The 21,891-nt window shown below is 68.1% G+C and carries 19 protein-coding genes; 1 reads left to right on the top strand and 18 read right to left on the bottom strand.

The annotated features are described in order from the left end of the window. Positions 1-100 precede the first annotated feature (100 nt). From AC5RVZ_RS22375 to AC5RVZ_RS22290, 18 genes are all read right to left on the bottom strand, one after another. Positions 101-832 (bottom strand): polyprenol monophosphomannose synthase, encoded by a 732-nt coding sequence (locus AC5RVZ_RS22375; RefSeq protein ID WP_494067839.1) that lies wholly within the window; start codon positions 830-832, stop codon positions 101-103. A gap of 506 nt (positions 833-1,338) precedes the next feature. Next, positions 1,339-2,973: an amidohydrolase gene (locus AC5RVZ_RS22370; protein ID WP_494067838.1), complete on the bottom strand. Its 1,635-nt coding sequence runs from the start codon at positions 2,971-2,973 to the stop codon at positions 1,339-1,341. A gap of 39 nt (positions 2,974-3,012) precedes the next feature. After that, positions 3,013-5,826: a DEAD/DEAH box helicase gene (locus AC5RVZ_RS22365; RefSeq protein WP_494067837.1), complete on the bottom strand. Its 2,814-nt coding sequence runs from the start codon at positions 5,824-5,826 to the stop codon at positions 3,013-3,015. 66 nt (positions 5,827-5,892) lie between these two features. Then, a complete protein-coding gene (gene tatC, locus AC5RVZ_RS22360) occupies positions 5,893-6,753 on the bottom strand; it encodes a twin-arginine translocase subunit TatC (protein ID WP_494067836.1) in 861 nt (286 codons plus the stop codon). A 5-nt stretch (positions 6,754-6,758) separates the two neighbouring features. After that, the gene (gene tatA, locus AC5RVZ_RS22355) at positions 6,759-7,043 is read right to left on the bottom strand and encodes a Sec-independent protein translocase subunit TatA (RefSeq protein ID WP_494067835.1); all 285 of its coding nucleotides are present in this window, start codon (positions 7,041-7,043) and stop codon (positions 6,759-6,761) included. A gap of 42 nt (positions 7,044-7,085) precedes the next feature. Continuing rightward, positions 7,086-7,421, bottom strand: a complete 336-nt coding sequence (locus AC5RVZ_RS22350) for a hypothetical protein (protein ID WP_494067834.1) — start codon at positions 7,419-7,421, stop codon at positions 7,086-7,088. A gap of 10 nt (positions 7,422-7,431) precedes the next feature. Then, entirely contained in the window at positions 7,432-9,429 is a 1,998-nt protein-coding gene (locus tag AC5RVZ_RS22345; protein ID WP_494067833.1) for a helix-turn-helix transcriptional regulator, read from the bottom strand. 112 nt (positions 9,430-9,541) lie between these two features. Then, positions 9,542-9,937, bottom strand: coding sequence for an FKBP-type peptidyl-prolyl cis-trans isomerase (locus tag AC5RVZ_RS22340; RefSeq protein WP_493978452.1), 396 nt, complete (start codon positions 9,935-9,937; stop codon positions 9,542-9,544). A gap of 72 nt (positions 9,938-10,009) precedes the next feature. After that, a complete protein-coding gene (locus AC5RVZ_RS22335) occupies positions 10,010-10,918 on the bottom strand; it encodes an FKBP-type peptidyl-prolyl cis-trans isomerase (RefSeq protein ID WP_494067832.1) in 909 nt (302 codons plus the stop codon). 86 nt (positions 10,919-11,004) lie between these two features. Then, positions 11,005-12,366 (bottom strand): Pup--protein ligase, encoded by a 1,362-nt coding sequence (gene pafA, locus AC5RVZ_RS22330; protein ID WP_494067831.1) that lies wholly within the window; start codon positions 12,364-12,366, stop codon positions 11,005-11,007. Positions 12,367-12,368: 2 nt separating this feature from the next. Continuing rightward, positions 12,369-13,100 (bottom strand): proteasome subunit alpha, encoded by a 732-nt coding sequence (gene prcA / locus AC5RVZ_RS22325; protein ID WP_494067830.1) that lies wholly within the window; start codon positions 13,098-13,100, stop codon positions 12,369-12,371. Positions 13,101-13,102: 2 nt separating this feature from the next. Further along, the gene (gene prcB / locus AC5RVZ_RS22320; protein ID WP_494067936.1) at positions 13,103-13,939 is read right to left on the bottom strand and encodes a proteasome subunit beta; all 837 of its coding nucleotides are present in this window, start codon (positions 13,937-13,939) and stop codon (positions 13,103-13,105) included. A gap of 3 nt (positions 13,940-13,942) precedes the next feature. Then, positions 13,943-14,146 carry a ubiquitin-like protein Pup gene (locus AC5RVZ_RS22315; RefSeq protein WP_494025913.1) on the bottom strand — a complete coding sequence of 68 codons (204 nt, stop codon included), beginning with the start codon at positions 14,144-14,146 and terminating at the stop codon, positions 13,943-13,945. A 42-nt stretch (positions 14,147-14,188) separates the two neighbouring features. After that, positions 14,189-15,787 carry a depupylase/deamidase Dop gene (gene dop, locus AC5RVZ_RS22310; protein ID WP_494067935.1) on the bottom strand — a complete coding sequence of 533 codons (1,599 nt, stop codon included), beginning with the start codon at positions 15,785-15,787 and terminating at the stop codon, positions 14,189-14,191. A 14-nt stretch (positions 15,788-15,801) separates the two neighbouring features. Then, positions 15,802-17,490: a proteasome ATPase gene (gene arc, locus AC5RVZ_RS22305; RefSeq protein ID WP_494067934.1), complete on the bottom strand. Its 1,689-nt coding sequence runs from the start codon at positions 17,488-17,490 to the stop codon at positions 15,802-15,804. A 205-nt stretch (positions 17,491-17,695) separates the two neighbouring features. After that, complete coding sequence (locus AC5RVZ_RS22300) at positions 17,696-18,736, bottom strand: tRNA (adenine-N1)-methyltransferase (protein ID WP_494067829.1); 1,041 nt, start codon at positions 18,734-18,736, stop codon at positions 17,696-17,698. A gap of 111 nt (positions 18,737-18,847) precedes the next feature. After that, complete coding sequence (locus tag AC5RVZ_RS22295; protein ID WP_494067828.1) at positions 18,848-20,005, bottom strand: site-2 protease family protein; 1,158 nt, start codon at positions 20,003-20,005, stop codon at positions 18,848-18,850. Then, positions 20,002-20,730 (bottom strand): HAD family hydrolase, encoded by a 729-nt coding sequence (locus AC5RVZ_RS22290; protein ID WP_494067827.1) that lies wholly within the window; start codon positions 20,728-20,730, stop codon positions 20,002-20,004. Before AC5RVZ_RS22290 ends, AC5RVZ_RS22295 begins: the two co-directional genes overlap by 4 nt. Before the next feature lie 211 nt (positions 20,731-20,941). On the opposite strand from AC5RVZ_RS22290, the gene AC5RVZ_RS22285 reads away from it, so the two are divergent. Beyond that, on the top strand, positions 20,942-21,802 hold the full coding sequence (locus AC5RVZ_RS22285; protein ID WP_494067933.1) for a PAC2 family protein: 861 nt from the start codon (positions 20,942-20,944) through the stop codon (positions 21,800-21,802). The last annotated feature ends 89 nt before the right edge of the window (positions 21,803-21,891 follow it).

The raw sequence follows: 21,891 nt of genomic DNA, 5'->3' as shown, positions 1-21,891 counted from the left end.
CCGCCCATCCTCCGAGAGCGGGCGCGCGCCCTGACGGGCGCGCTCCCTCTCTCTTTTGTGCCGTCGGGTTGGTGCCGTCGGGTTTTTCTGCGTTCGGCGGTCAGCGTTTGCGGGCGCGGAGTTTCCGCCACTTGTCCGCGATCCCCCACTTGGTGACCAGCAGGATGGACTCCAGCACGATGCCGCCGCTCATTTTCGAGTCGCCGTATTCGCGTTCGACGAAGGTGATCGGCACTTCACGGACCGCCAGTCCTGCCTTCAGGGTCTGCCAGGTGAGGTCGATCTGGAAGCAGTAACCAACCGATTCCACGCTGTCCAGATCGATGGCGCGCAGGGTCCCGGCCTTGAAAGCGTTGAAGCCGCCGGTGATGTCCCGGATGGCCACGCCCAGCATGAGCCGGGAGTACAGGCTGCCGGCCAAGGAAATGGCCTTGCGGTGGAGAGGCCAGTTGACCACTTTCCCGCCCGGAATCCAACGCGAGCCCTTGACCATGTCAGCGCCGCCGTCGAGTGCGCCCAGTAAGCGGGTCAGCTCCTCGGGCTGGTGGGAGCCGTCGGCGTCCATCTCCACCAGGACGTCGTACCCCGCGTCAAGCCCCCAGCGGAAGCCGGCGATGTAGGCGGCGCCGAGCCCCGCTTTCCCTTCGCGGTGGAGGACGTGGATGGCGGAGTCGTCGGCCGCCAGTCGGTCGGCCAGGGTTCCGGTGCCGTCCGGGGAATTGTCGTCGACCACCAGGATGTCCGAGCCGGGTACGGCGGTACGGAGGCGGGCTACTGTCTTCGGGAGGGACTCGATCTCGTTATACGTCGGGATGATGGTGACGACCCGCACTCAGTGGCCTTTCGAACGTTGTGCTGCTAACCGCAGATTTCCTCGAGCCGGAGATACCCGGGGGCTTCCGCATCGACGGTCCAGTATAGGCCATGAGTATGTACCGGAGGCGGGCGGGCACGCCCGGCCAGCGGCCTCAGGTGGAAGGAAGGGTAGGTCCGCACGCCTTCGGGCCACGAAAGCAAACCTGTGGGGGAACGCAGACATGTTTTCTACTGACGTGCGGACCTACCCTGGAAGTGCCGGTTCGTCAAGGGACATCGGGCGCAACCCGCCCGCAGGCAGGTGCCGCCAGCAGCCTCTCTCCCCGGCACGGACCGGAATCCGCGAAGAAATACCGGCCCATTGAGAGTTCAGCCTACTGGCTGAGCGGCATGTGTCAATACCGCTCTGACCTGCGGTTTTGTCCATACCTGCACGTCAGAGCGGGGCTCCTGGCCGCCGAAAGTCACCGAAATCAAGCAAATCGTTCAGATTTTTCGGCGTCAGCCCAAACCGGACCGGCCTCAGGAGCCGTTATAAATGGTTACTCCATTCATCACGGTGCGGACACACACCGGCAACCTGCCGCTGTCCAGAGAGGGCAGCATCGGCGTGCCGGCACGTGCATCGGTGCTCCAGGCGGACACCCGCGAGTCGGGAGTCTGGATGGAGAGTTCGTCCGCGTCCCAGACGGCGAACGTCGCGGGAGTGCCCGGAGCCAGCTGGCCCTCCATGGGGTTCCGTTCTCCCGCGGCTCGCCAACCGGCCCTGGTGTGCGCCAGGAACGCCGCCCGGGCCGAGATCTGCTCGGACCGGTTATGGTGCTCCAGGCACGCCTTCACGGCGGCCCACGGACTTTGTTCCGTGACCGGGGCGTCGGAACCGATCGCGACCGGAACGCCCGCAGTCTGCAGCGTTCCCACTGCGTTCATGGCGAGTGCCGATTCGGCGCCGAGCCGCGTGGCGTACATGCCTTCCGCCCCGCCCCAATAGGCGTCGAAGAGCGGCTGCATGCTGGCGGTGACCCCGTGCCGGAGCATCCGCTCCAGCGCCCCTTCGGGCACCATTTCCACATGTTCGAGGCGGTGGCGGGCCGAACGTACCGCAGCGTCCCCGACGCGTTCGGCGGCCAAGTCCAGGGCGTCGAGCACCCGCAGCAGACCGGCATCGCCAATCACATGGAAACCCGCCTGGATGCCCTGCTCCGCCGTCAGTTCCACATGCCGCGCCGCAGCCTCGGTGTCGAGATAGAGCGTCCCGTGGGCCCCCGGGAGGTCGGCGTAGCCCGCACTGACGGCCGCCGAATGCGATCCGATGGACCCGTCCATGGTCAGGTCCCCGCCCAGCCCCCGGAGGCGGCCGGAGAAGTAGTGCACCGTTTCCTTGACCTGTTCGGCGGAGGTCATCAGCTCCCCCCAATACGGCAGGATCCTCGGTCCGGGCTCGGCATCGCCGAGCGCGAGCAGCGCCAGCAGGTCCTCTGCGGGCCCCAGTTGCGGGGCGGCCATCTCCGTGACGGCGACGTACCCGCGGGACGCAGCGTGCCGCAGGGCCAGCCGCTGGAGCTCTTCACGCCGGCCTGCTGCAGGGGTCTGGACCGCGGCCCGAACCCGTTCAAGGGCCGGCCCGCTGACCGTCCCGGTAACCGACCAGCCCGGCACCTCCGAGAGCGACAGGCGGGACGCCAGCGCGGCGGAGACGGCCGCCGAATGGACATCCACCCGCGTCAGGAAGACCTCCGCTCCGCCGGCCGCCCGGTCCAGTTCGGCGGCGGAGGGGGCGCGGTTCCCGGGCCACCGGGTTTCGTCCCAACCGTGGCCCAGGACGGGGCCGCCGTCCTGCCGGGCAGCGGCGGCGACGGCGTCGAGCAGTTCCACCAGCGATGCGCAGCCGGTCAGGTTGAGCGAGGACAGGGCGAGCCCCGTCTGCGTCACGTGGGCGTGCGCGTCCACGAAACCGGGCGCCACCAGGCGTCCATCGAGGTCGACGACGCGCATGCTGCCGTCGGCGATGGACGTCGCGGCATGTTCCGACCCGATCCAGGCCACGGTGCCGCCGTCGATGAGCATCGCCGTGGCGTACGGGTCGGCGGCGCTGTAGATGCTGCCATTGCGGTACAGCGTGAGGCCCGTGGCAGCGGGCAGTACAGATTCGCTCATGGAAATCCTTTCAAAAGGGTGGTGCGCGCGGGACCGACGCTATTCGGCCACGGCGGCGTAGGCGACGACGCCCCGGCGGACCAAGCCAATGGCCTGCCTGCCGCGGGCCGCGAGCTGAGGATCGAGGGCGGGCACTTTGATCAGCTGGTCCAGCAGGTCGATCACCTGCTTGGCCCACCGGACAAAGTCGCCGGCGGCCAGGTCCGTGCCCTTGAGCGCGGTCTGCAGGGACCGGCCGCTGGCCCACTTGTACATCGGCCAGGCGAGTCCCAGCTCCGGCTCGCCGGTGAGCGGCAGCCGGTGCTGTTCCTCGAGATCAGTCAGCTGCGACCACTCACGGACGGCGATCATGACGGACGCTTCCATGGCCGCCGAGGGCATCTTGGGCCGGATGCCGGCCTCTTCCCGCTTGGCCTGGTACACGAGGCAGGAGACGAAGGCCGCCAGTTCCGCGGCGGTGAGCCCCGCGAAGGCGTCCTGCTCCAGGCACAGCGCCACCAGCAGGTCACGGTCGCCGTAGATCCGCCGCAACCGTTCTCCGGCGGGGCTGATGGCGACGCCGTCGCCGCCGGTCTCCAGGTAGCCATAGCTGTCGAGCACCTGGCAGACCCGGTCGAAGGTCTTGGCGATGGTGTTCGTGCGGCCCTGGATCTGCGTCACCAGCTGGTCGGTTTCCTTGCGGAGATTCCACCAGCGCTCGGCCCAGCGGGCATGGTCTTCCCGGTCGCTGCAGCCGTGGCAGGGGTGGGCCTTGAGTTTTCGGCGCAGGTCGTTGATCTGCCGCTCGGCCTGTGTCCCGCCGGGGACGATGAAGTCACGGTGCTCGCTCCCCCGCCGCGGCGGGCGCTTGTCGTGCAGGGCATTGCGCAGCGAGGACGCCAGATCGCGGCGTTCCTTGGGGCTGCGCGCGTTGAACGTCTTGGGGATCCGGATGGTGGAGAGTACCTCCACCGGGCCCTGGAAGTCGTCGACGGAGATGCGGCGGATGTGTTTTTCCTGGGTCAGCACCGTGGGACGGGGCTCGCGGGCGGCTTCGTCCCGGTCCAGCACCACGGCGTAGCCGAGGTTCCGGCCCGCAGAAATATCGATGATGTCGCCGCGGCGCAGGCGGTCCAGGGACGATGCCGCCGCCGAGCGGAGGTGCCGGGACTGGGTGCGGGAGGCGCGTTTCTCGACCTCGTTCAGGTCCCGGCGCAGGCGGGCGTATTCGTTGAAGTCGCCCAGGTGGCAGCTCATGGCCTTCTCGTAGCCGGCCAGCGATTCTTCCCGGCTGCGCACCTGCTTGGCCAGGCCGACCACGGAGCGGTCGGCCTGGAACTGTGCGAACGAGGTTTCCAGGATCTCCCGGGCCGGGCCGCGGCCGAACTGCGCGATCAGGTTGATGCTCATGTTGTAGGTGGGCCGGAAGCTGGAGTTCAGCGGATAGGTCCGCCGTGAGGCCAGGCCCGCTACGGCTCCCGGATCGGTACCGGGCTGCCAGAGCACCACGGCATGGCCCTCGACGTCGATGCCCCGCCTCCCGGCGCGGCCGGTGAGCTGCGTGTACTCCCCGGCCGTGATGTCGACGTGCGCCTCGCCGTTGAACTTGTCCAGTTTCTCCAGCACCACCGTCCGCGCAGGCATATTGACGCCCAGCGCCAGCGTCTCCGTGGCGAAGACGGCGCGGACCAGATTGTCGGCGAAGAGCTTCTCGACCACCTCCTTGAACGTCGGCAGCATGCCGGCGTGGTGGGCGGAAAATCCGCGGGACAGGCCTTCGCGCCAGGTCCAGAAGCCCAGCACGTCCAGGTCCTCTTCGGCGATGTCCTGCACGGCCTCGTCCACCCGGCGGACGATGACGGCGCGTTCCTTCTCCGTGGTGAGCAGCAACCCGGATTCCAGGCACTGCTTGACGGCGGCGTCGCAGCCGTTACGGGAGAAAATGAACGTGATGGCCGGCAGCAGTCCCTCGCTGTCGAGCTTGGCGATGACCTGCGGCCGGCTGGCGCGCCGAATCCGGGTCAGCGCCTGCCGCGGTGGTTCGGGCGCGCGCCGCCCGCGCCGGCCGCCGGAACGGCCCCAGTTGGCGCTGCGGTTGAGCCGGTGCTCGGCCGACGCCAGTTTCAACAGCTCCGGGTTCACCTCGTAGGCGCGGCCGCCGCCGGCTTCCTGCGCGGTTTCGTCGAAGGCGACGTCGCCGGCGAAAAGATCGAATAAGTCCGAGCCGACCATGACGTGCTGCCACAGCGGGACGGGGCGGTGCTCGGACACCACCACGTCGGTGTCGCCGCGGACGGTGTCCAGCCAGGCACCGAATTCCTCCGCGTTGGAGACGGTCGCAGACAGTGAGACCAACTGCACGTCGTCGGGCAGGTGGATAATGACTTCTTCCCACACGGCGCCGCGGAACCGGTCGGCCAGGTAGTGGACTTCGTCCATCACCACATAGGCCAGGTCCAGCAGGGTGTCGGAATTGGCGTACAGCATGTTCCGCAATACCTCGGTGGTCATCACCACCACGTCCGCGTGCGGATTAACCGAGGTGTCCCCGGTGAGCAGCCCCACCCGCTCGGCGCCGTAGGTGGCCACGAGCTCGTTGTACTTCTGGTTGCTCAGGGCCTTGATCGGCGTCGTATAGAACGCCTTGAGTCCCCGCTGCAGGGCCATGTAGACGGCGAACTCGCCGACGACGGTCTTGCCGGCGCCGGTGGGAGCCGCGACCAGGACGCCGCGGCCGCGCTCCAGGGCCTCGCACGCCTCGCGCTGGAACGGGTCGAGTTCAAATCCGAGCGTCTGGCTGAACGAGTACAGCCGGGTCTTCGAGAAGGCCACCCGTTCGGCGGCCGCAAGGTAGCGTTCGGAGGGGGAACTCATAGCAAAAGCCTATCCGCTTAAATCCGCCGGCCCGATGGGTGCCGCCGACCCCTGACCGGCCGCAGCCTATTTGGCTCCGTCCTGCTCCGGGTCGTCGGCCTTCAGCTGATCGAGCGGCGTGGCCTGGTCGACGCCGGCGGCGACTTCCGCTTCACGGACCTTGCGCCGCTTGTCCCGCCGCTTGTCGTTGAGCAGGCTGATGCCGGTTGCCACGAAGAACAACACCAGCAAGGGGGCCGCCAGCAGGAACATGGACATGGCGTCCGGGCCGGGGGCGGCCATCGCCGCCACCAGGCAGACCACGAACACCACGATCCGCCAGCTCTTGATCACGCGGCGGCCGGACAGCAGACCGGCGAAATTCAGCCCCACCAACACCACGGGGAGCAGGAACGCGATGCCGAGGGAAAGGAACATCCGCATCACGAACGTCAGGTAGTCGGTGGCCAGGATCTGGTTCACACCGCCTTCCGGCGTGAACATGGTCAGGACCTTGACGATCTCCGGGAGCACGATCCAGCCGAAGTAGATCCCGAGCAGGAACAGCGGCACGGCGGCGACCATGAAGCCGAGCGTGTAGCGGCGTTCCTTGGTCTTCAGGCCGGGCGTGATGAAGGCCCACACCTGGTAGATCCACACCGGGGAACTGACCAGCAGCCCCAGGAAGATGGAGACCTGGATTTTCAGGTCGAACGGAGATCCGACACTGCCGTAGTTGATTTCCGCGCGCCGGCCCTCTTCCGCCGAGATTTCCATCAGCGGTGCCTGGACGGCGACCATCACGGGGTCGTACAGGAACCAGCCGGCGACCGCGCCGAGCAGGACGGCAATGCCGGAAATGATGAGCCGGTTGCGGAGTTCTTTCAGATGGGCCTTGAGCGGCATCCGCCCCTCAGGGTTGGCCTTCCGGCCTTTCTTACCGGCCACGGCCCTTACTGCTGGTGCGGCGATGGGGATCCGCCGTTCGCATTCGGCTGCTGTCCGCGGTTGTCAGTGTTGTTCCGCGGCGGGTTGACCACGCGGCCCTCGACGGGTTCCGAGTCCGGGTCGGTGGCGGACGCGTCGTCGTCCTTCATCTGCTTCACCTCGGACTTGAAGATCCGCATGGACTGGCCCAGGCTGCGGGCAAGGCCCGGCAGCTTCGGTGCGCCGAAGAGCAGCAGCACAATGATGACCAGAATAATGATGGTCCAGGGGTTATCGAAGAGTCGTCCCATGCGTGGTTCCTTTCGTCTAGTCCATCCTATGCCATCGGCGGGTCAGGACAGCCGCAGGTCGCGCAGGGACTGCCGCTGCCCGCGGGCCGTACGCCGGGCGAACCGGCGCCGCCTCCGCTCCTCGCGCCGCCGCTCCTTGCCCTGGACGTATTCCTCCTTGAGTACCGCGGAGTCGGCGAAGAGTGCCAGCCGGGGCCGGTGCGGGTCGGCGGGCTGCTGTTCCGTTGGGAGTCCGCCGGCCAGCCGGTCGGCCGCCGCCTCGAATTCACGCAAAGTTCGCACGAACTGGCGGAAAATCCGCCAGCCGAGCAGGGCGATGAACACCAGGGCCAGCGCGCAGAGGGCAACCCAGAGCAGGATCCAGAACCAAAGGGGCATGCTGTCCACTCTAGCTTCCGGCCGAAGCCGGGGCCTCGCGGTAGGCCTCCAGCGCCTGCCGCAGCCATTCCCGCGTCTGGCCCGCCGCCTCCGCCGGTTCCAGCACGGCAACTTCGCCGCCGTGGCGTGCCGCCAGGCCGGGCAGCACCGCCGTGCTGGAGAGCCGGATTTCGGCCGCGAGCGAACCGTCCGCCAGGACCGCGCGGCGCCGGGCATTGTATTGGTCGGCCAGTTCGGCCAGGCGCTCGGAGATCCGCAGCACCACCACCTGGTCCGTCTCCTGCGGGGTGAACAGGCTGTCGGGGAATTCGCTGCTCCGTTCCGCCGGCGGCTCAAAGCGCTCGGCGGTGGCGGCCAGGGAGCGCATGCGGTCCACCCGGAACTGCCGCACGGCCTGCTGGCGGTGGCACCAGGCCTCGGTGTACCAGTGGCCGTCCACGGCGAAGACCCGGAGCGGGTCGATCCGGCGGTTCGTCATCTCATCCCGCGACGGCACGAGGTAGTCGATGTCCACGCTCCGCCGGGCGGCCGCGGCTTCCTGCAGCGCGAGCACCTCGGGCGTGCTGCCCTCGGCCGCCAAATCCGCGGCGATGGCCGTGTGGCGGGCGGCAACCCCGCCGGCCGCCGCCAGCAGCTTGCTGAGCGCGCTGCGCAGGGCGGGCTGCTCCCCCACCCCGGGCACGGTCTCGAGGGCCTGCAGGCCGACCACCAGCGAGAGCGCCTCGTCCAGGCTCAGGCGCACCGGCTTGTCGATCTCGTCGGCGTTGTTAATGGAGATGGTGCCGTCTTCCCAGAACGCTTCGATGAGCTGGTCCGGGCCGTAGCCGGGAGTCCCGCAGACGAACAGCAGGTTCAGGTCCTTGATCAGCTGGTTCTTGCTGATCTTGAACTTCTCGGCGGTGGCGTCCAGCGGCACCCCCGGATTCGCCGTGACGTAGGAGACCAGGTCCAGCAGCCGCGGCAGATGGTCCAGCGACCCCGTCTTCCGTGCCGGCCGTGAACCGTCCTCCAGCAGGGCATACGACGGCGGTGCCTGGGTCGCGGCGGCCAGGGCGCCTTCCAGCCGGCGCACCACGGCGCCGCGCAGCTCGTCCGGGCCCTGAACCAGGGCGTTGGCGCCGTGCGAGGCAATTTCCTCCGCCAGCACCTCCGCGTCGCCGTAGCCCAGGGTGACGGCGTCCCAGCCCGCCGGGGGCCGGACACCCTCGGCGGCGGCGGCCGCCGCGCGCAGCGAGTTGGCTTTGTCCTGCCGGAGCAGGAGCACGGCGGTCCCGTTGTCCTCCGGCGCCTGCAGCCCGTCCAGCACCGGGCGCATGGCGAACCCTTCCGGGATGCTGTAGGTCCCGTTCAGCTTCTTGATGGCGGAGGTGACCCTGGACAGCCGGAAGGTGCGCTGCGCGTCCCGGTCCAGGTCGCGGCCGGCCAGGTACCAGTGGCCGTACCGGTTGCCCAGCCCCCAGGGCTCGACCCGACGCGGCTGCGGCCGGCCGTCCTTGGGCGACCGGTAGTCGAAGGAGACGGGGGTGTGGTCCAGCACCGCCTTGAGCAGCGGTTCGAAGGCCGGCTCCGCGGTCCGGATGCGCGGTTCCACCCCGATCAGTGGATCGCCGTCGGCCAGGGCTCCCTGCACGTCGAGCCGGCGCACGGCCCGGGCGGCCGCCGACCCCAGCGAGGCCTGCTGCCACAAGCGGGAGGCGAGCGAGAGCACCGCGCTCTCCCGGGCGGTGAAGTGGAGTTCCGGCAACCGGTACTTGTGCCGGTCGATCCGGTACCGCAGCCCGCTGTTGTCGTTTTCGTAGAGCGTGTCGTCCGGGAACGTCTCCACCGGGATGCCCATTTCCCGCAGGTCTTCTTTGTCCCGCTCGAACAGCCGGTTGAAGGCGTCGTCGCTGGTCGCCTCGCGATACGGCGGGATCAGCGCGCGCAGCTCTTCCTTGCTGTAGCCCCGGCGGCGTTCCAGCAGCGCGATCAGCAGGTTGAGGAGTCGTTCGGTCTTGGAGGCGGACATAGTTGAAACGTTACTGGCTGGAGGGTTTCGGGGCGAAGTCAACGCCGAAGGGGCGGAGTAACGATGAACTAACGTTCTCCGTCGCTCCGCCCCCGGTAGCCGGTTGGTGGGCTCAGCGGACGCCGAGCAGGTCCACCACGAAGATCAGCGATTCGCCCGGCGCGATCGCGGACCCTGCGCCGCGGTCGCCGTAGGCGAGGTGGGCCGGAATCTCCAGCCGGCGGCGGCCGCCCACCTTCATGCCCAGCAGGCCCTGGTCCCAGCCCTGGATGACCTGGCCGACGCCGACGCGGAAGTCCAGCGGTGCGCCGCGGTTCCACGATGCGTCGAACTCTTCGCCGGTGGACCAGGCAACGCCCACGTAGTGGGTGGATACGGTGTCGCCGGCCTTGGCCTCGGCGCCGTCTCCCACGATGATGTCTTCGATCACCAGGTCCTGCGGGGTTTCGGTCCCGGGGAAGTCGATCTCGGGTTTGGTGCGGTCATATTCGCGCTTGCCAAAAGACATGCTGAACCTCTCTTGCTTGACGTGTATCTGGTGCTGCGTCGGCTACGTTACCGCACGGTGCGGCGGCATCCCTTACTGGACGTCCGTCAGCTCCACGTAGAAGATGAGGTCCCCCACGGCATCTCCCTGGCCCTGGACGTAGGCCAGTTCAGTGGGAATGGACAGCATGACCTTCGAGCCTTCCTTCAGGCCGGCCAGCCCCTTGGTCCAGCCTTCGATGACGCCGTCCAGCGGGAATTCGGTCGCTTCTCCGCGGGAGAAGCTGGAGTCGAATTCGGTGCCCGCGGCCCAGTTCCACCCGGCGTAGTTCGCCTTCACGGTGCTGGTCTCGGTGGCCTCCTTGCCGTCGCCTTCTTCGATGACATTCACGATCAGGTTGTCCGGGGCGTCGTTTCCTTCCGGGATCTTGACCGCGGGGACGCCCTCGTCGTCGAGCGTGATCTCCGGCAGTTTGCCGGCCTTCTCCAGTTCCGCGACCTCGGCCGCGTCGGCCTTGACGCCCTTGTCCTTGACGTCCTGCACGGTCAGGAAAAGCAGCTGCGGGTTCTGCGCGGGCGCGGAGGCGCCGGCCTCGGCCGGCGGCTGGACGTAGTAGGCGATCTCGCTGCCCGGGTTGGAACCGAGCAGCGCCTCGTACAGGGCGGGGTCGGCGGTCTCGAAGCCCTCGCTCAGTTCCACCGTCTGGTCGGCCAGGCCGGAGTACGTCTCGCCGAGTTGTTCGCCGGTGACGGCGTCCTTGGCCAGCAGCCGGTAGCGGATCCACTGGCCCGCGGCAGCACCGTCCCCCTCGCCTTCGGTGATGACTTCGGCCCGGGATTCGGGCAGCTCCAGCGGCGCGGCGAATTCGACGGCGGGGGCGGCGCCCTCTGCGCCGGAGGTCACGGAGATGTCATCCAGGCTGTCCGAACCCGAATCGCCGTTACCGCCGCACGCGGTGAGCAGCAAGGCGGCCGGCAGGAGGATGGAGAGTATTTTGCGCACAATCGACTTTCTTATCGCGGAACTTGCGGGGCACGGGACATTCTCGCAGAGAAATCTGGTGAACCGCTTGGAATACAGCGCGGAGGTCACAAGGTGGCGAGCAGTGCCTCGACCCTGGGGTCTTCGCTTTTGAACGGGTCTTTGCAGAGGATGGTCTGCTGGGAGCGGTCGTTGAGCTTCAGGTGGACCCAGTCGACCGTGAAGTCGCGCCCGTTTTCCCGGGTCGCGCGGACAAAGTCGCCGCGCAGTTTGGCGCGGGTGGTCTGCGGCGGCCGGTCCACGGCGTCCTTGACGTCCTGTTCCTCCACCACCCGGGCCACCTCCCCGCGTGCCTGCAGCAGGTGGTAGAGGCCGCGCCGGCTGGAGATGTCGTGGTAGGTCAAATCCACCTGCGCGATACGCGGGTGATCCAGGTCGATCGCCTGGCGGTCCATGATCCGGTTGATCAGCCGCTTCTTGATGGCCCAGTCGATTTCCCGCTCGATGCCGCGGTGGTCGCCCGATTCGACCGCCGCCAGGGTCCGTTCCCACAAGTCGAGGATGCGCTCCACGTGCGGGCTGTGTGCCCCGTTGGCCTGGACGAACCCGCGCGCCTTGGCCAGGTATTCCTGCTGCATGGCCAGCGCGGACATCTCCCGCCCGCTGGCCAGTTTCAGCGGCCTGCGGCCGGTCAGGTCGTGCGAGATGTCCCGGATGCTGCGGATCGGGTTTTCCAGCCGGAGGTCGCGCATGATGACCCCCGCTTCGATCATCCGCAGGAGCAGGTCCACCGTCCCGACCTTGAGCATGGTGGTGGACTCGGACATGTTTGAGTCGCCGTTGATGACATGCAGCCGCCGGTAGTACTCGGCATCTGCGTGCGGTTCGTCCCTCGTGTTGATGATCGGCCGTGACCGGGTGGTGGCGGACGAGACGCCCTCCCAAATGTGGTCGGCGCGCTGGGAGAAGGCGTAGATGGAGCCGTTTTGCGTCTTGAGCACCTTGCCGGCACCGACCAGGATCTGCCGCGTCACCAGGAACGGGATCATGATGTCGGCCAGCCGGGAGAATTCCAGTTTGCGCGGGATCAGGTAGTTTTCGTGGCTTCCGTAGGAATTCCCGGCGGAATCGGTGTTGTTCTTGAACAGGTAGACGCTGCCGCCGAACCCCTCCCGCGCCAGCCGCTCCTGGGCTTCGTTCATCAGGTCTTCGAGGATCAGTTCCCCCGCCCGGTCCTGCGCCACCAGCTGGGCGACGTCGTCGCATTCCGCGGTGGCGTACTCCGGATGGGACCCGACGTCCAGGTAGAGCCGGGACCCGTTGGTCAGGAACACGTTGGACGACCTGCCCCACGTGACCACTTTGCGGAAGAGGTAGCGGGCCACCTCTTCGGGCGAGAGCGGGCGCGAATCCGGCGCCGAATAGGAAATGCCGAACTCGGTCTCGATCCCGAAGATGCGTCGATCCATGGCTAGCCGTCCATTCCCTCGCCCAATATCCGGTCCAGTTCAGCGGTGGGCAACCGGCGGAAGGCGCGCCGGCTCCCCCGGGTGGACAGCGGGTCGCGGTCCAGGACGGCGACTTCCAGTCCCTCGGGACGCAGTTCCCTGCCCTGCCCCGCCTCCAGTTCGCCGGTCCCGCCGGACAGGGCGGCCACCGCCGCCCGGACCGCGCCGGAAAAGTCCCGGTCGGCGCCCCGGTTGCCGCGCAGCCTCTCGCCCACCGCCTCGGCCGAACCACCCATCACCACGAAGCCGCGTTCGTCGGCGATAGACCCGTCGAAGGTCAGCCGGAACAGCCGGTCTTCGGCCGGCGTATCGCCGACCTCGGCGACGGCAAGCTCCACTTCGAACGGCTTGCTGTCGGCGGTGAACACGGCGCCCAGGCTTTGCGCATAGACGCTGGCGAGGCCGCGGCCCGTGACGTCGTCCCGGTCATAGGAGTAGCCGCGCACGTCGGCGTAGCGGACACCGGCCTGGCGCAGGCTTTCGAACTCGTTGTACTTGCCGACCGCTGCGAACGCGATCCGGTCGTAGATTTCCCCGATCTTGTGCAGCGCCGGCGAGGGGTTTTCGGCGACCAGCGCGATTCCCTCGGAGCAGCTGAGCACCACCACAGAACGGCCCCGGGCGATGCCTTTCCGGGCGAAGTCCGCCCGGTCCTTCATCAGCTGTTCGGGCGAGACATAGAACTGCTGCGTCATGCTCAGGCCTCCCGTCCGGCCACGGCGCGCGCGCCGATGACGGCCTCGGACGTGACGGCCAGTTCCCGGTCCGGGATCCGGCGGGCGCCGGCGGCGTTGACGGTGTAGATCACGGGCCACACCTGCCGGACGGCATCCGGTCCCCCGGTCGCCGAGTCGTCGTCGGCGGCGTCGTACAGGGCTTCGATGGCCACCCGGACCGCTGCCGCTTCCTCCAGGTTCGGCTGCCAGAGCTTCTTCAGCGCCCCGCGGGCAAAGACCGACCCGGACCCCACGCTGTGGTGCTCCTGCTCCTCATAGCGTCCGCCCGTAACATCGTAGGAGAACAGCCGGCCCACCCGGCGCTCCGCATCGAAACCGGCGAACAGCGGAATGACCGCGAGGCCCTGCATCGCCATCGGCAGGTTCGACCGGATCATCGCCCCCAGCCGGTTGGCCTTGCCGTCGAGGCTGAGCAGCGTGCCTTCGATCTTCTCGTAGTGCTCGAGTTCCACCTGGAAGAGCCGCGTGATGTCCAGGGCGATTCCGGCGGTGCCGGCGATGCCCAGCAGCGAATGGGAATCGGCCGGAAAGACCTTTTCAATGTGCCGGCTGGCAATCAAGTTGCCCATGGTTGCCCGCCGGTCGCCGGCCATGAGCACGCCGCCGGCGAACGTCATCGAGACGATGGTCGTGCCGTGGGGCACCATCGGTGCGGCCCCCGCCGGCAGTTGCTGGGCCCCGCGGGCGCCCGGCAGCAGATCCGGGGCGGTGCGCGCCAGATACTCGCTGAAGGAGGCGGTGGCTGAATGGGAAATCTGGGCGAAAACCGAGCCCGGACCGCCGGCCGGCATGTCCATCAACTACTGGCCGCCCTTCTGCACGAAACCGCGCACAAATTCTTCCGCGTTCTGTTCCAGCACGCCGTCGATCTCGTCCAGCAGATCATCCGTGCCTTCGGTCTCGGCCTGCCCGGCAGGTGCGGCGGCAGGCTCGGGCGTGGGCTCGTCGTCGTACTCTTCGTCGTCGCGGCGCGAGTCCACGTTCTTGCGGTCCTGGGTTGCCATGATGGCCTCCTTCTGGTGGGACGATCGACTCTGTCCTAGTGCTTATGTTGCCACGTGGGGCTCGTCCGCGGGGCCCAGCAACGCCGTGATGAACTCCTCTGCCGACGAAGCCTCCTCGAAGAGCCTGCCGGTCAGTGCGCGGTTGCCGCGCAACGGCTCGCGGGTGGGGATGCGCTGCAGCCGGCGCCGGTCGGGAAGATCGAAAATCACCGAGTCCCAGCTGGCCCCGACCACCTCGCGGGGGAAGTGCTGAATGCACTTCCCGCGAAAGTAGGCACGAGTGTCCTCGGGCGGCTCGCCCACGGCGGCGTCGATCTGGGCGTCCGAGAGCAGCCGGCGGATCCGGCCGCGTGCGGCCAGGCGGTGGTAGAGGCCCTTCTCGGGCCGGACGTCGGCATATTGCAGGTCGATCAGGCCCAGGCGCGGGTCGCCCCATTCCATGCCGTCCCGGTCCCGGTAGGCCTGCAGCAGTTTGAGCTTGGCCACCCAGTCCAGCTGGTCCGCGGCGCCCATCGGGTCGCGGCGGAGTGTCTCCAGCACCGCAGCCCAGCGCCGCAGCACGTCCGCGGTCTGGCCGCTGTCGGTGCCGTGCCGGCGGCAATGCTCCACCGCCGCCTGCAGGTAGATCTCCTGCAGGTCCAGGCCGGTGACCATGCTGCCGTCCTTGAGCGCGACCTTCTGCTGCAGGGAGGGGTCGTGGCTGATCGCCTGCAGGGCCTGCACCGGGTCGGCCAGCTGGACGTCCGGCACCTCGCCGTGTTCGATCATGGACAGCACGACGGCGGTGGTGCCCATCTTGAGAAAAATCGACACCTCGCTCAGGTTCGCGTCGCCGATGATCACGTGCAGCCGCCGGTACTTGTCCGCGACCGCGTGCGGTTCGTCCCTGGTGTTGATGATGGGCCGCCGGATGGTGGTCTCCAACCCCACTTCGGCCTCGAAGAAATCCGCCCGCTGGCTGACCTGGTAGCCCGGGGTGCGGCCGTTGCTGCCCAGCCCCACCCGTCCGGCACCGCACACGACCTGCCGGGACACGAAAAACGGAATCAAGCCGGTGACGATCCGGTTGAACGGCACGCTGCGCGGCATCAGGTAGTTCTCGTGCGCGCCGTAGGAGACCGACTTGTTGTCCGTGTTGTTCTTGTACAGGTTCACCGGCGAGAATCCCGGCGTGGCGGCGATCCTGCGCATCGCCGCGAGCACGACGGCGTCGCCCGCCTTGTCCCAGCGCACCGCATCCAGCGGGTTGGTCACCTCGGGCGAGGAGTATTCCGGGTGGGCGTGGTCCACGTACAGCCGGGCCCCGTTGCTGAGCACCATGTTCATGAGCACGCCGGAGGATTCGTCCGTGTAGAACTCGCTGCCGGCCGCGCGGCCGCCGGCCAGCGCTATCTGCTCGGCGTCGAGGATCGGCGGGACATCGGTCAGCTGGGACGGGTCGGCCTGGTCGCGCGAGAGGTCGAATCCCCGGGCATCGTGCAGCGGCTCCTCGTCGGTGTAATCCCACCGGGTGCCGGCCAGATTCCCCAGGCCCTTCCGCATGGTCGCCGCGTACGCGTTGATCACCTGCGAGGAGAGCACAGTGGAGTTGGCCAGGGGTTCGCCGGGAGCATGGATGCCATACTCCGTCTCCGAACCCATCACGCGATAGACGCTCACAAGTACTGCCCGGTGTTCGACATCGTTTCGATGGCCTTGCCGGCCTCCTGCCCGGCCTTGCCCTGCACGATGGTGCGGATGTAGGTGATCCGCTCGCCCTTCTTGCCGGAAATCCGGGCCCAGTCGTCCGGGTTGGTGGTGTTGGGGAGGTCCTCGTGCTCGCGGAATTCGTCCACCACGGCGCTGAGCAGATGCTCGATCCGCAGGCCCTTCTGCTGGTTGGTCAGCAGGTCCTTGATGGCGTTCTTCTTGGCCCGGTCCACCACGTTCTGGATGACGGCGCCGGAATTGAAGTCCTTGAAGTAGAGCATTTCCGTGTCGCCGCTGGCGTAGGTGACTTCAAGGTACTCGTTGGACTTGTCCGTGGAGTACATCTCCTCGACCGTGCGCTGGATCATCGCGTCGATGGTGGCCTTGCGGTCCTGCCCGTGCTCGGCGAGGTCCTCGGCATGGATGGGGAGATTGGTGGTGAGGTACTTGGCGAAGATGTCCGCGGCCGCCTCGGCGTCCGGCCGGTGGATCTTGATCTTCACGTCCAGCCGGCCGGGGCGCAGGATGGCCGGGTCGATCATGTCCTCGCGGTTGGAGGCGCCGATGACGATCACGTTCTCCAGCTTCTCCACGCCGTCGATCTCGGACAGCAGCTGCGGCACGATGGTCGTTTCGACGTCGGACGAGACGCCCGTGCCGCGGGTGCGGAACAGCGAATCCATTTCGTCGAAGAAGACCACCACCGGGCTCCCGTCGGAGGCCTTCTCGCGTGCCCGGGCGAAAATCAGCCGGATGTGCCGCTCGGTCTCGCCCACGTACTTGTCCAGCAGTTCCGGTCCCTTGATGTTCAGGAAGTAGCTGCGGGTGTCCGTGCCGCTGCGCTCGATGGCCTTGGCGGCCAAGGAGTTGGCCACGGCCTTGGCGATCAGCGTCTTGCCGCATCCGGGAGGGCCGTAGAGCAGGATGCCCTTGGGGGCCTTCAGGCCGTGCTCGCGGTAGAGGTCGGGATGCAGGAAGGGAAGCTCGACGGCGTCGCGGATCTGGTCGATCTGCGGACCGAGGCCGCCGATGTCCTCGTAGGAGATGTCCGGCACCTCCTCGAGGATGAGGTTCTCCACCTCGCTGCGCGGAATTTTCTCCAGCGCGTAACCGCTGCGGGCGTCGATGGACACGGCGTCGCCGACCCGGAGCCGTTCGGTCCGCAGGGCGCCGGACAGCTTGACGACCCGTTCCTCGTCGGCCCGTCCGACCACCAGGACGCGGTCGCCGTCGAGCATTTCCTTGATGGTGACCAGCTCGCCGGAGCGCTCGAAGCCGAGCGCGGCGATCACTGTCAGCGACTCATTGAGCAGGACTTCCTGGCCGGGGGCGAGGTGGTCCATCTTCACCAGCGGGCTGACCGCGACGCGCAGCTTGCGTCCGGACTGCACGATGTCGACGCTCTCCTGCACCATGGCAGCGTTGCTCGTGCCGGGCCGCGGCCTTTGCGCCTTGTTGACCTGGGTGATGGTCGCGAAGCTGAAGGGGGTTTCGCCGTCGCGTTCGAGGGCGGACTTGAGCCGGACGATCTCGCTCTTCGCGGTCTCGAGCGTGGAGACGAGGCGGGAATTGTTTTGCGTGGCCGCGGCCAACTGCTTGTCCAGGTGGCGCAGTTTGTCGCGCAGGACGTTGATCTGGCGCTGGGCGACCGTCAGCGCGTCGCGCTGGTCGTCCTGCCGTTCAGCCGGTGCCGGTTGGTTGTTCTGGTTCTGGTCGTTCATCACCGCGACCTGCTTCCGTGATCGGTTCCTTCCCTAGACACTAACCGGCACCCGCGCCGGCTGCACCTGTCTACGAAAGAAAACGCCAAACCGAGACATCTTGTTCCGATGCCCTCACGGAAGCGGCCGCGCCCCGTCCTCAGTCGGTTTCGGGATTGATGTTTTTGAACGCTCCCCGCTGCACGGTGGAGGCGGCGTCCTTGGCAACGCGGCGGAGCCGGCGGTCGGACACGGTCCGCTCCCCCAGCGCCTCGGCATTCCAATCGTCCTCGTCGCCGGTCCACGCCTGCACGTCCTCGGCGGCGAAGCCGGTCTTGGACGGACGGCGCTTGGGCGTCAGGCCCGTCTCGCCGCCGGCCAGCCGGCGGGCAGTGAGCAGGAAACCGGTGTGCGCCACCATGCGGTGGTCGGGCCGGACGGCCAAGCCTTCCAGGTGCCAGCCGCGGACCATCGACTCCCAGCCGTCGGGCTCGGTAAACCGGCCGTCGGCCCGGATCGCCTCGGCGGTACGTGACAATTGGGTAACGGTCGCGACGTAGCTGATCCAGACGCCGCCGGGCGCCAGCACCGTCGCCACGGCGTCGAGGCATTCCCACGGCGCCAGCATGTCCAGCACCACCCGGTCCACGCTGCCGGGTTCCTCGGCTTTGACGACTTCGTCCTGGAAATCGCCCAGCGAGATCTGCCAGGCAGGGTGCGGCCCGCCGAAGAACGTTTCCACGTTGCCGCGGGCGACGTCGGCAAATTCCTCGCGCCGCTCGAACGAGTGCAGCCGTCCGCCGTCGCCCACGGCGCGCAGCAGCGAAATGCTCAGCGCACCCGAGCCGACCCCGGCCTCCACCACCCGGGCGCCCGGGAAGATGTCCGCCATGGTCACGATCTGGGCGGCGTCCTTGGGGTAGACGACGGCGGCACCGCGCGGCATGGAGAGCACGAAGTCCGAAAGCAGGGGGCGCAGGGCCTGGTACCGGTGGCCCACCGTGTTTGCCACCACCGTGCCCTCTTGCCGTCCGATCACCTCGTCGTGCGGCAGGAAGCCCTTGTGGGTATGGAACGCGCCACCGGGCGTCAGGGTGATGGTGTTCATCCGGCCCTTTTCGTCCGTGAGCTGGACCCGTTCCCCGGGCCGGAACGGCCCGCGTCGCTGGTCGGAGCCGTGCGCGCTGGTGGAGGAGCTCATGCGTGGATCACTTCCGGTCGTTGTGTGTGCGGCCGCGGCGGTGTGTGCCGGGCCGGTCCGTCGATTGTATTCCGGCCGGCGGCCGGGTTCCGGCGCGCGCGGCCGGCGGGATCAGAGCCTGCCGGCCTTGCCGGTGATGGCGCGGACCACCGTGCTTTGCTGGAGCACCCCGGTGACGCGGCCCTCGGCGTCGATCACGGCGTACTCGCTGCCGGACAGCCGGGCCAGGTACTGCACCAACTCCTGGCCGGCGGCCGCCTCCGGGACGTAGGCCCCCGGCGCCAAGGCCCGGGAGACGGCCGCGGCGGGCGTCCGGGCGGCGGCCGGCGGCGGCACCTGGTCCAGCGCCGTGCGGTCCACCACTGCTTCGGGCTGGCCGGTCGCGGCGGTAAGCACCACGGAGAGCCCGGGGTGCCCCTGGATCAGCTGCCGCACCTGGTCCACCGTGGCGGTGGCGGGCAGCGACGCGGCCGGAAGCTTGAGCTGCCCGGCGCTGACGGACGGCAGCCGCAAGCGCATCCGGGCGTGCGAGATAGCGGAACTGGCGCCCATCCAGAGGAAACCGCACACCAGCACCATGAGCACCACGAGCTGGAGGTCCGGCGTGCCGCCCCGCAGCAACGGGACGCCGATCACGCCGATCACCAGCAGCACCACGATGGCGCGGCCGGCCCAGCCCGCCGCAACGGTCCCCTTCTCCTGGCTGCCGGTCGCCTTCCAGACCGCGGTCTCCACCAGCCGCCCGCCGTCCAACGGAAGCCCCGGGAGGATATTGAAGACGGCCACCAGGAAGTTGGCCCAGATGAAGATGTCGGTCAGCAGGAACGGAATCGGTTCGCCGCGGAACAGCGGCAGGACCAGCATGCCGGCGCCGGCCAACGCAAAGTTGGCCACGGGCCCGGACAGGGCCACCAGCAGGGACTTGCCCGGTGTGGCGTTGAAGTTGTCGAACTGCGTGTGGCCGCCCCAGAGGTTGAGCACGATTTTGGCCGACGGCCACCGGAAGGTCCGGGCGGTCAGGGCGTGGGCGAGTTCGTGCACCAGCACTGAGAACAGCAGCAGCAGCGCATAGCCTAGGGCTACGGCGTAGGCTCCCACGCCGATTTCCGGCATCAGGCGCTGCACCTGGGGGCCGAAGATCAGCACGATGAAGGCGGCGATCACGAACCACGACCAGGCCAAGACTACCGGGACGCCAAACATGCGCCCGAGGGGAATCCCTTCGCTGCGCTCTTTTTCCTCCGCCGGCCGGGGGGTCTGCCCGCTCATACTCCTGCTTCCTGGGCGGCGCGCACCAGGACGCGCTCCACGTCCGCCAGGCTCTTTCCGGCCAGGCTGTCCCAGTGCGGGCGCCCCGGTGCCGGCGGCACGGGCACGACGTGCGGGATGGCCACGGTCACGAGGCCGGCGGCTTCGGCGGAGGCAACTCCGGGGACCGAGTCTTCCAGCGCCACGACGTACTGCTTGTCGGCGCCGGGCAGGTGGCCGCTGAGCCAGTCGAAGGCCTGCTGGTACGGTTCCGGGTCCGGCTTGCCACGCGTGACCATGTCACCGGTGACGACGTGGCGGAAGCTGCCCTCGGGCAGCGCCCTGACCACTTCGGCGGCGAGCTTGGTCTCGCTCATGGTCACCAGGACGGACGGAATGCCTGCCCCGGCCAGCTCCGCGAGCAACTCCCGCGCGCCGGGGCGCCACGGGATGCGGCCGCGGACACGTTCGGTCACGGCGTCGATCAGCCGGTCGACAATCTCGCGGATGCCCAGCTCGACGCCGGCCTGCTGCAGCACGGCGGCCGATGTCTCCAGCGCGTTGCCCACCAGCTTTTTGCCCAGTTCGTCGTTCCACACCCCGCCGAACGACGCTACCAATTCGGATTCGGCTTCGATCCAGTACGGCTCGGTGTCGACGAGCGTTCCGTCCATGTCCCAGAAAACGGCCTGCAGGCCGGACGACGGGTGGCTGGACGCAGCGGGGGAAGGGGAGATTTCGGGCATGCATCCAGTCTACGGGCCCTTCCTGCCCGGCCCCGGCATCGGCCCCGTCATGGGCTCGGGCACGGGGCTCCGGCACCGGAATCGGGGGCTATGCTGGGCGCGAATCGAATGTCGGCTCACTGACAAGCCGTGCCGGGAGGATTAGGGTGAAACCGTGAGTACTCAGGACAGTGGCGACCTGCCCACGGAAGGCGACGGCGAGCAGCGCGGTTTGCACTTGCTGTTCCCGCAGACGAAGCCCGGCGAGCCACCGCGGCGTTACACCGTGATGCTGGCCGCCTTCGAAGGCTGGAACGATGCCGGCGAAGCCGCCACGGACGCCGTCAAGTACCTGAGCCGGCTCTGGGACAGCCACAAGGTGGCCACGGTGGACCCGGATCTTTATTACGATTTCCAGTTCACCCGGCCGGTGGTGCACCGCACCGCCTCCGGGGAACGCCGGATCAAATGGCCGACGACGAAACTGACCCGCAGCAGCATCCCGGGCAGCCTGCTGGACATTATCTTTGTCCACGGGGTGGAGCCGTCCTACCGCTGGCGCGCGTACACCGCGGAGCTGTTGGCCCACGCCGAAGAGCTGGGCGTGGACTGCATCATCCTGGTCGGCGCCCTCTTGGCCGACGTGCCGCACACGCGCCCCATTCCCGTCACGGTCACCAGCGACGACGACGACGTCCGCCGCGCCCTGAATACCGAATCCAGCCAGTACGAAGGCCCCACCGGAATCGTCGGAGTGTTGTCCGATGTCGCCTCGCTGGCCGGCATCCCCACCATGTCCGTCTGGGCCGCGGTGCCGCACTACGTGGGACAGTCGCCCTCCCCCAAGGCCGAGCTGGCTTTGCTGCACCGGCTGGAGGACATCCTGCAGGTCCCGCTGGAAGTGTCGGTCCTGAGCGAAGAAGCCGAAGCGTGGGAGCGCGGCGTGGACGAACTTGCCACCGAGGATCCGGAAGTCGCCGCCTACGTGCGGCAGCTGGAGGAAGCCAAGGACACGGCCGAGTTGCCGGAGGCGACCGGGGAATCCATCGCCCGCGAGTTCGAGCGCTACCTCAAGAAGCGCGGGAAAGAGTAGGGGCCTGCACGGGAACCACACGCCGCTTAGACCTCGCTCGTTCCTCGCTCGGCGATGCGCGGCTTAGTGGTTCCCGCCTCCGGCCCCGG

This window comes from Arthrobacter sp. Cza30 (assembly GCF_059090765.1).
Note: the sequence above shows the minus strand (reverse complement) of the source record. Positions and strands in the feature narration are given on the sequence as shown.

Excerpts from the sequence above, each read along its gene's own strand:
- AC5RVZ_RS22370 (WP_494067838.1), bottom strand. The coding sequence starts at position 2,973 with ATGAGCGAATCTGTACTGCCCGCTGCCACGGGCCTCACGCTGTACCGC.
- AC5RVZ_RS22365 (WP_494067837.1), bottom strand. The coding sequence starts at position 5,826 with ATGAGTTCCCCCTCCGAACGCTACCTTGCGGCCGCCGAACGGGTGGCC.
- tatA (WP_494067835.1), bottom strand. The coding sequence starts at position 7,043 with ATGGGACGACTCTTCGATAACCCCTGGACCATCATTATTCTGGTCATC.
- AC5RVZ_RS22350 (WP_494067834.1), bottom strand. The coding sequence starts at position 7,421 with ATGCCCCTTTGGTTCTGGATCCTGCTCTGGGTTGCCCTCTGCGCGCTG.
- AC5RVZ_RS22345 (WP_494067833.1), bottom strand. The coding sequence starts at position 9,429 with ATGTCCGCCTCCAAGACCGAACGACTCCTCAACCTGCTGATCGCGCTG.
- AC5RVZ_RS22340 (WP_493978452.1), bottom strand. The coding sequence starts at position 9,937 with ATGTCTTTTGGCAAGCGCGAATATGACCGCACCAAACCCGAGATCGAC.
- pafA (WP_494067831.1), bottom strand. The coding sequence starts at position 12,366 with ATGGATCGACGCATCTTCGGGATCGAGACCGAGTTCGGCATTTCCTAT.
- prcA (WP_494067830.1), bottom strand. The coding sequence starts at position 13,100 with ATGACGCAGCAGTTCTATGTCTCGCCCGAACAGCTGATGAAGGACCGG.
- prcB (WP_494067936.1), bottom strand. The coding sequence starts at position 13,939 with ATGGACATGCCGGCCGGCGGTCCGGGCTCGGTTTTCGCCCAGATTTCC.
- AC5RVZ_RS22315 (WP_494025913.1), bottom strand. The coding sequence starts at position 14,146 with ATGGCAACCCAGGACCGCAAGAACGTGGACTCGCGCCGCGACGACGAA.
- dop (WP_494067935.1), bottom strand. The coding sequence starts at position 15,787 with ATGGGTTCGGAGACGGAGTATGGCATCCATGCTCCCGGCGAACCCCTG.
- AC5RVZ_RS22300 (WP_494067829.1), bottom strand. The coding sequence starts at position 18,736 with ATGAGCTCCTCCACCAGCGCGCACGGCTCCGACCAGCGACGCGGGCCG.
- AC5RVZ_RS22295 (WP_494067828.1), bottom strand. The coding sequence starts at position 20,005 with ATGAGCGGGCAGACCCCCCGGCCGGCGGAGGAAAAAGAGCGCAGCGAA.
- AC5RVZ_RS22290 (WP_494067827.1), bottom strand. The coding sequence starts at position 20,730 with ATGCCCGAAATCTCCCCTTCCCCCGCTGCGTCCAGCCACCCGTCGTCC.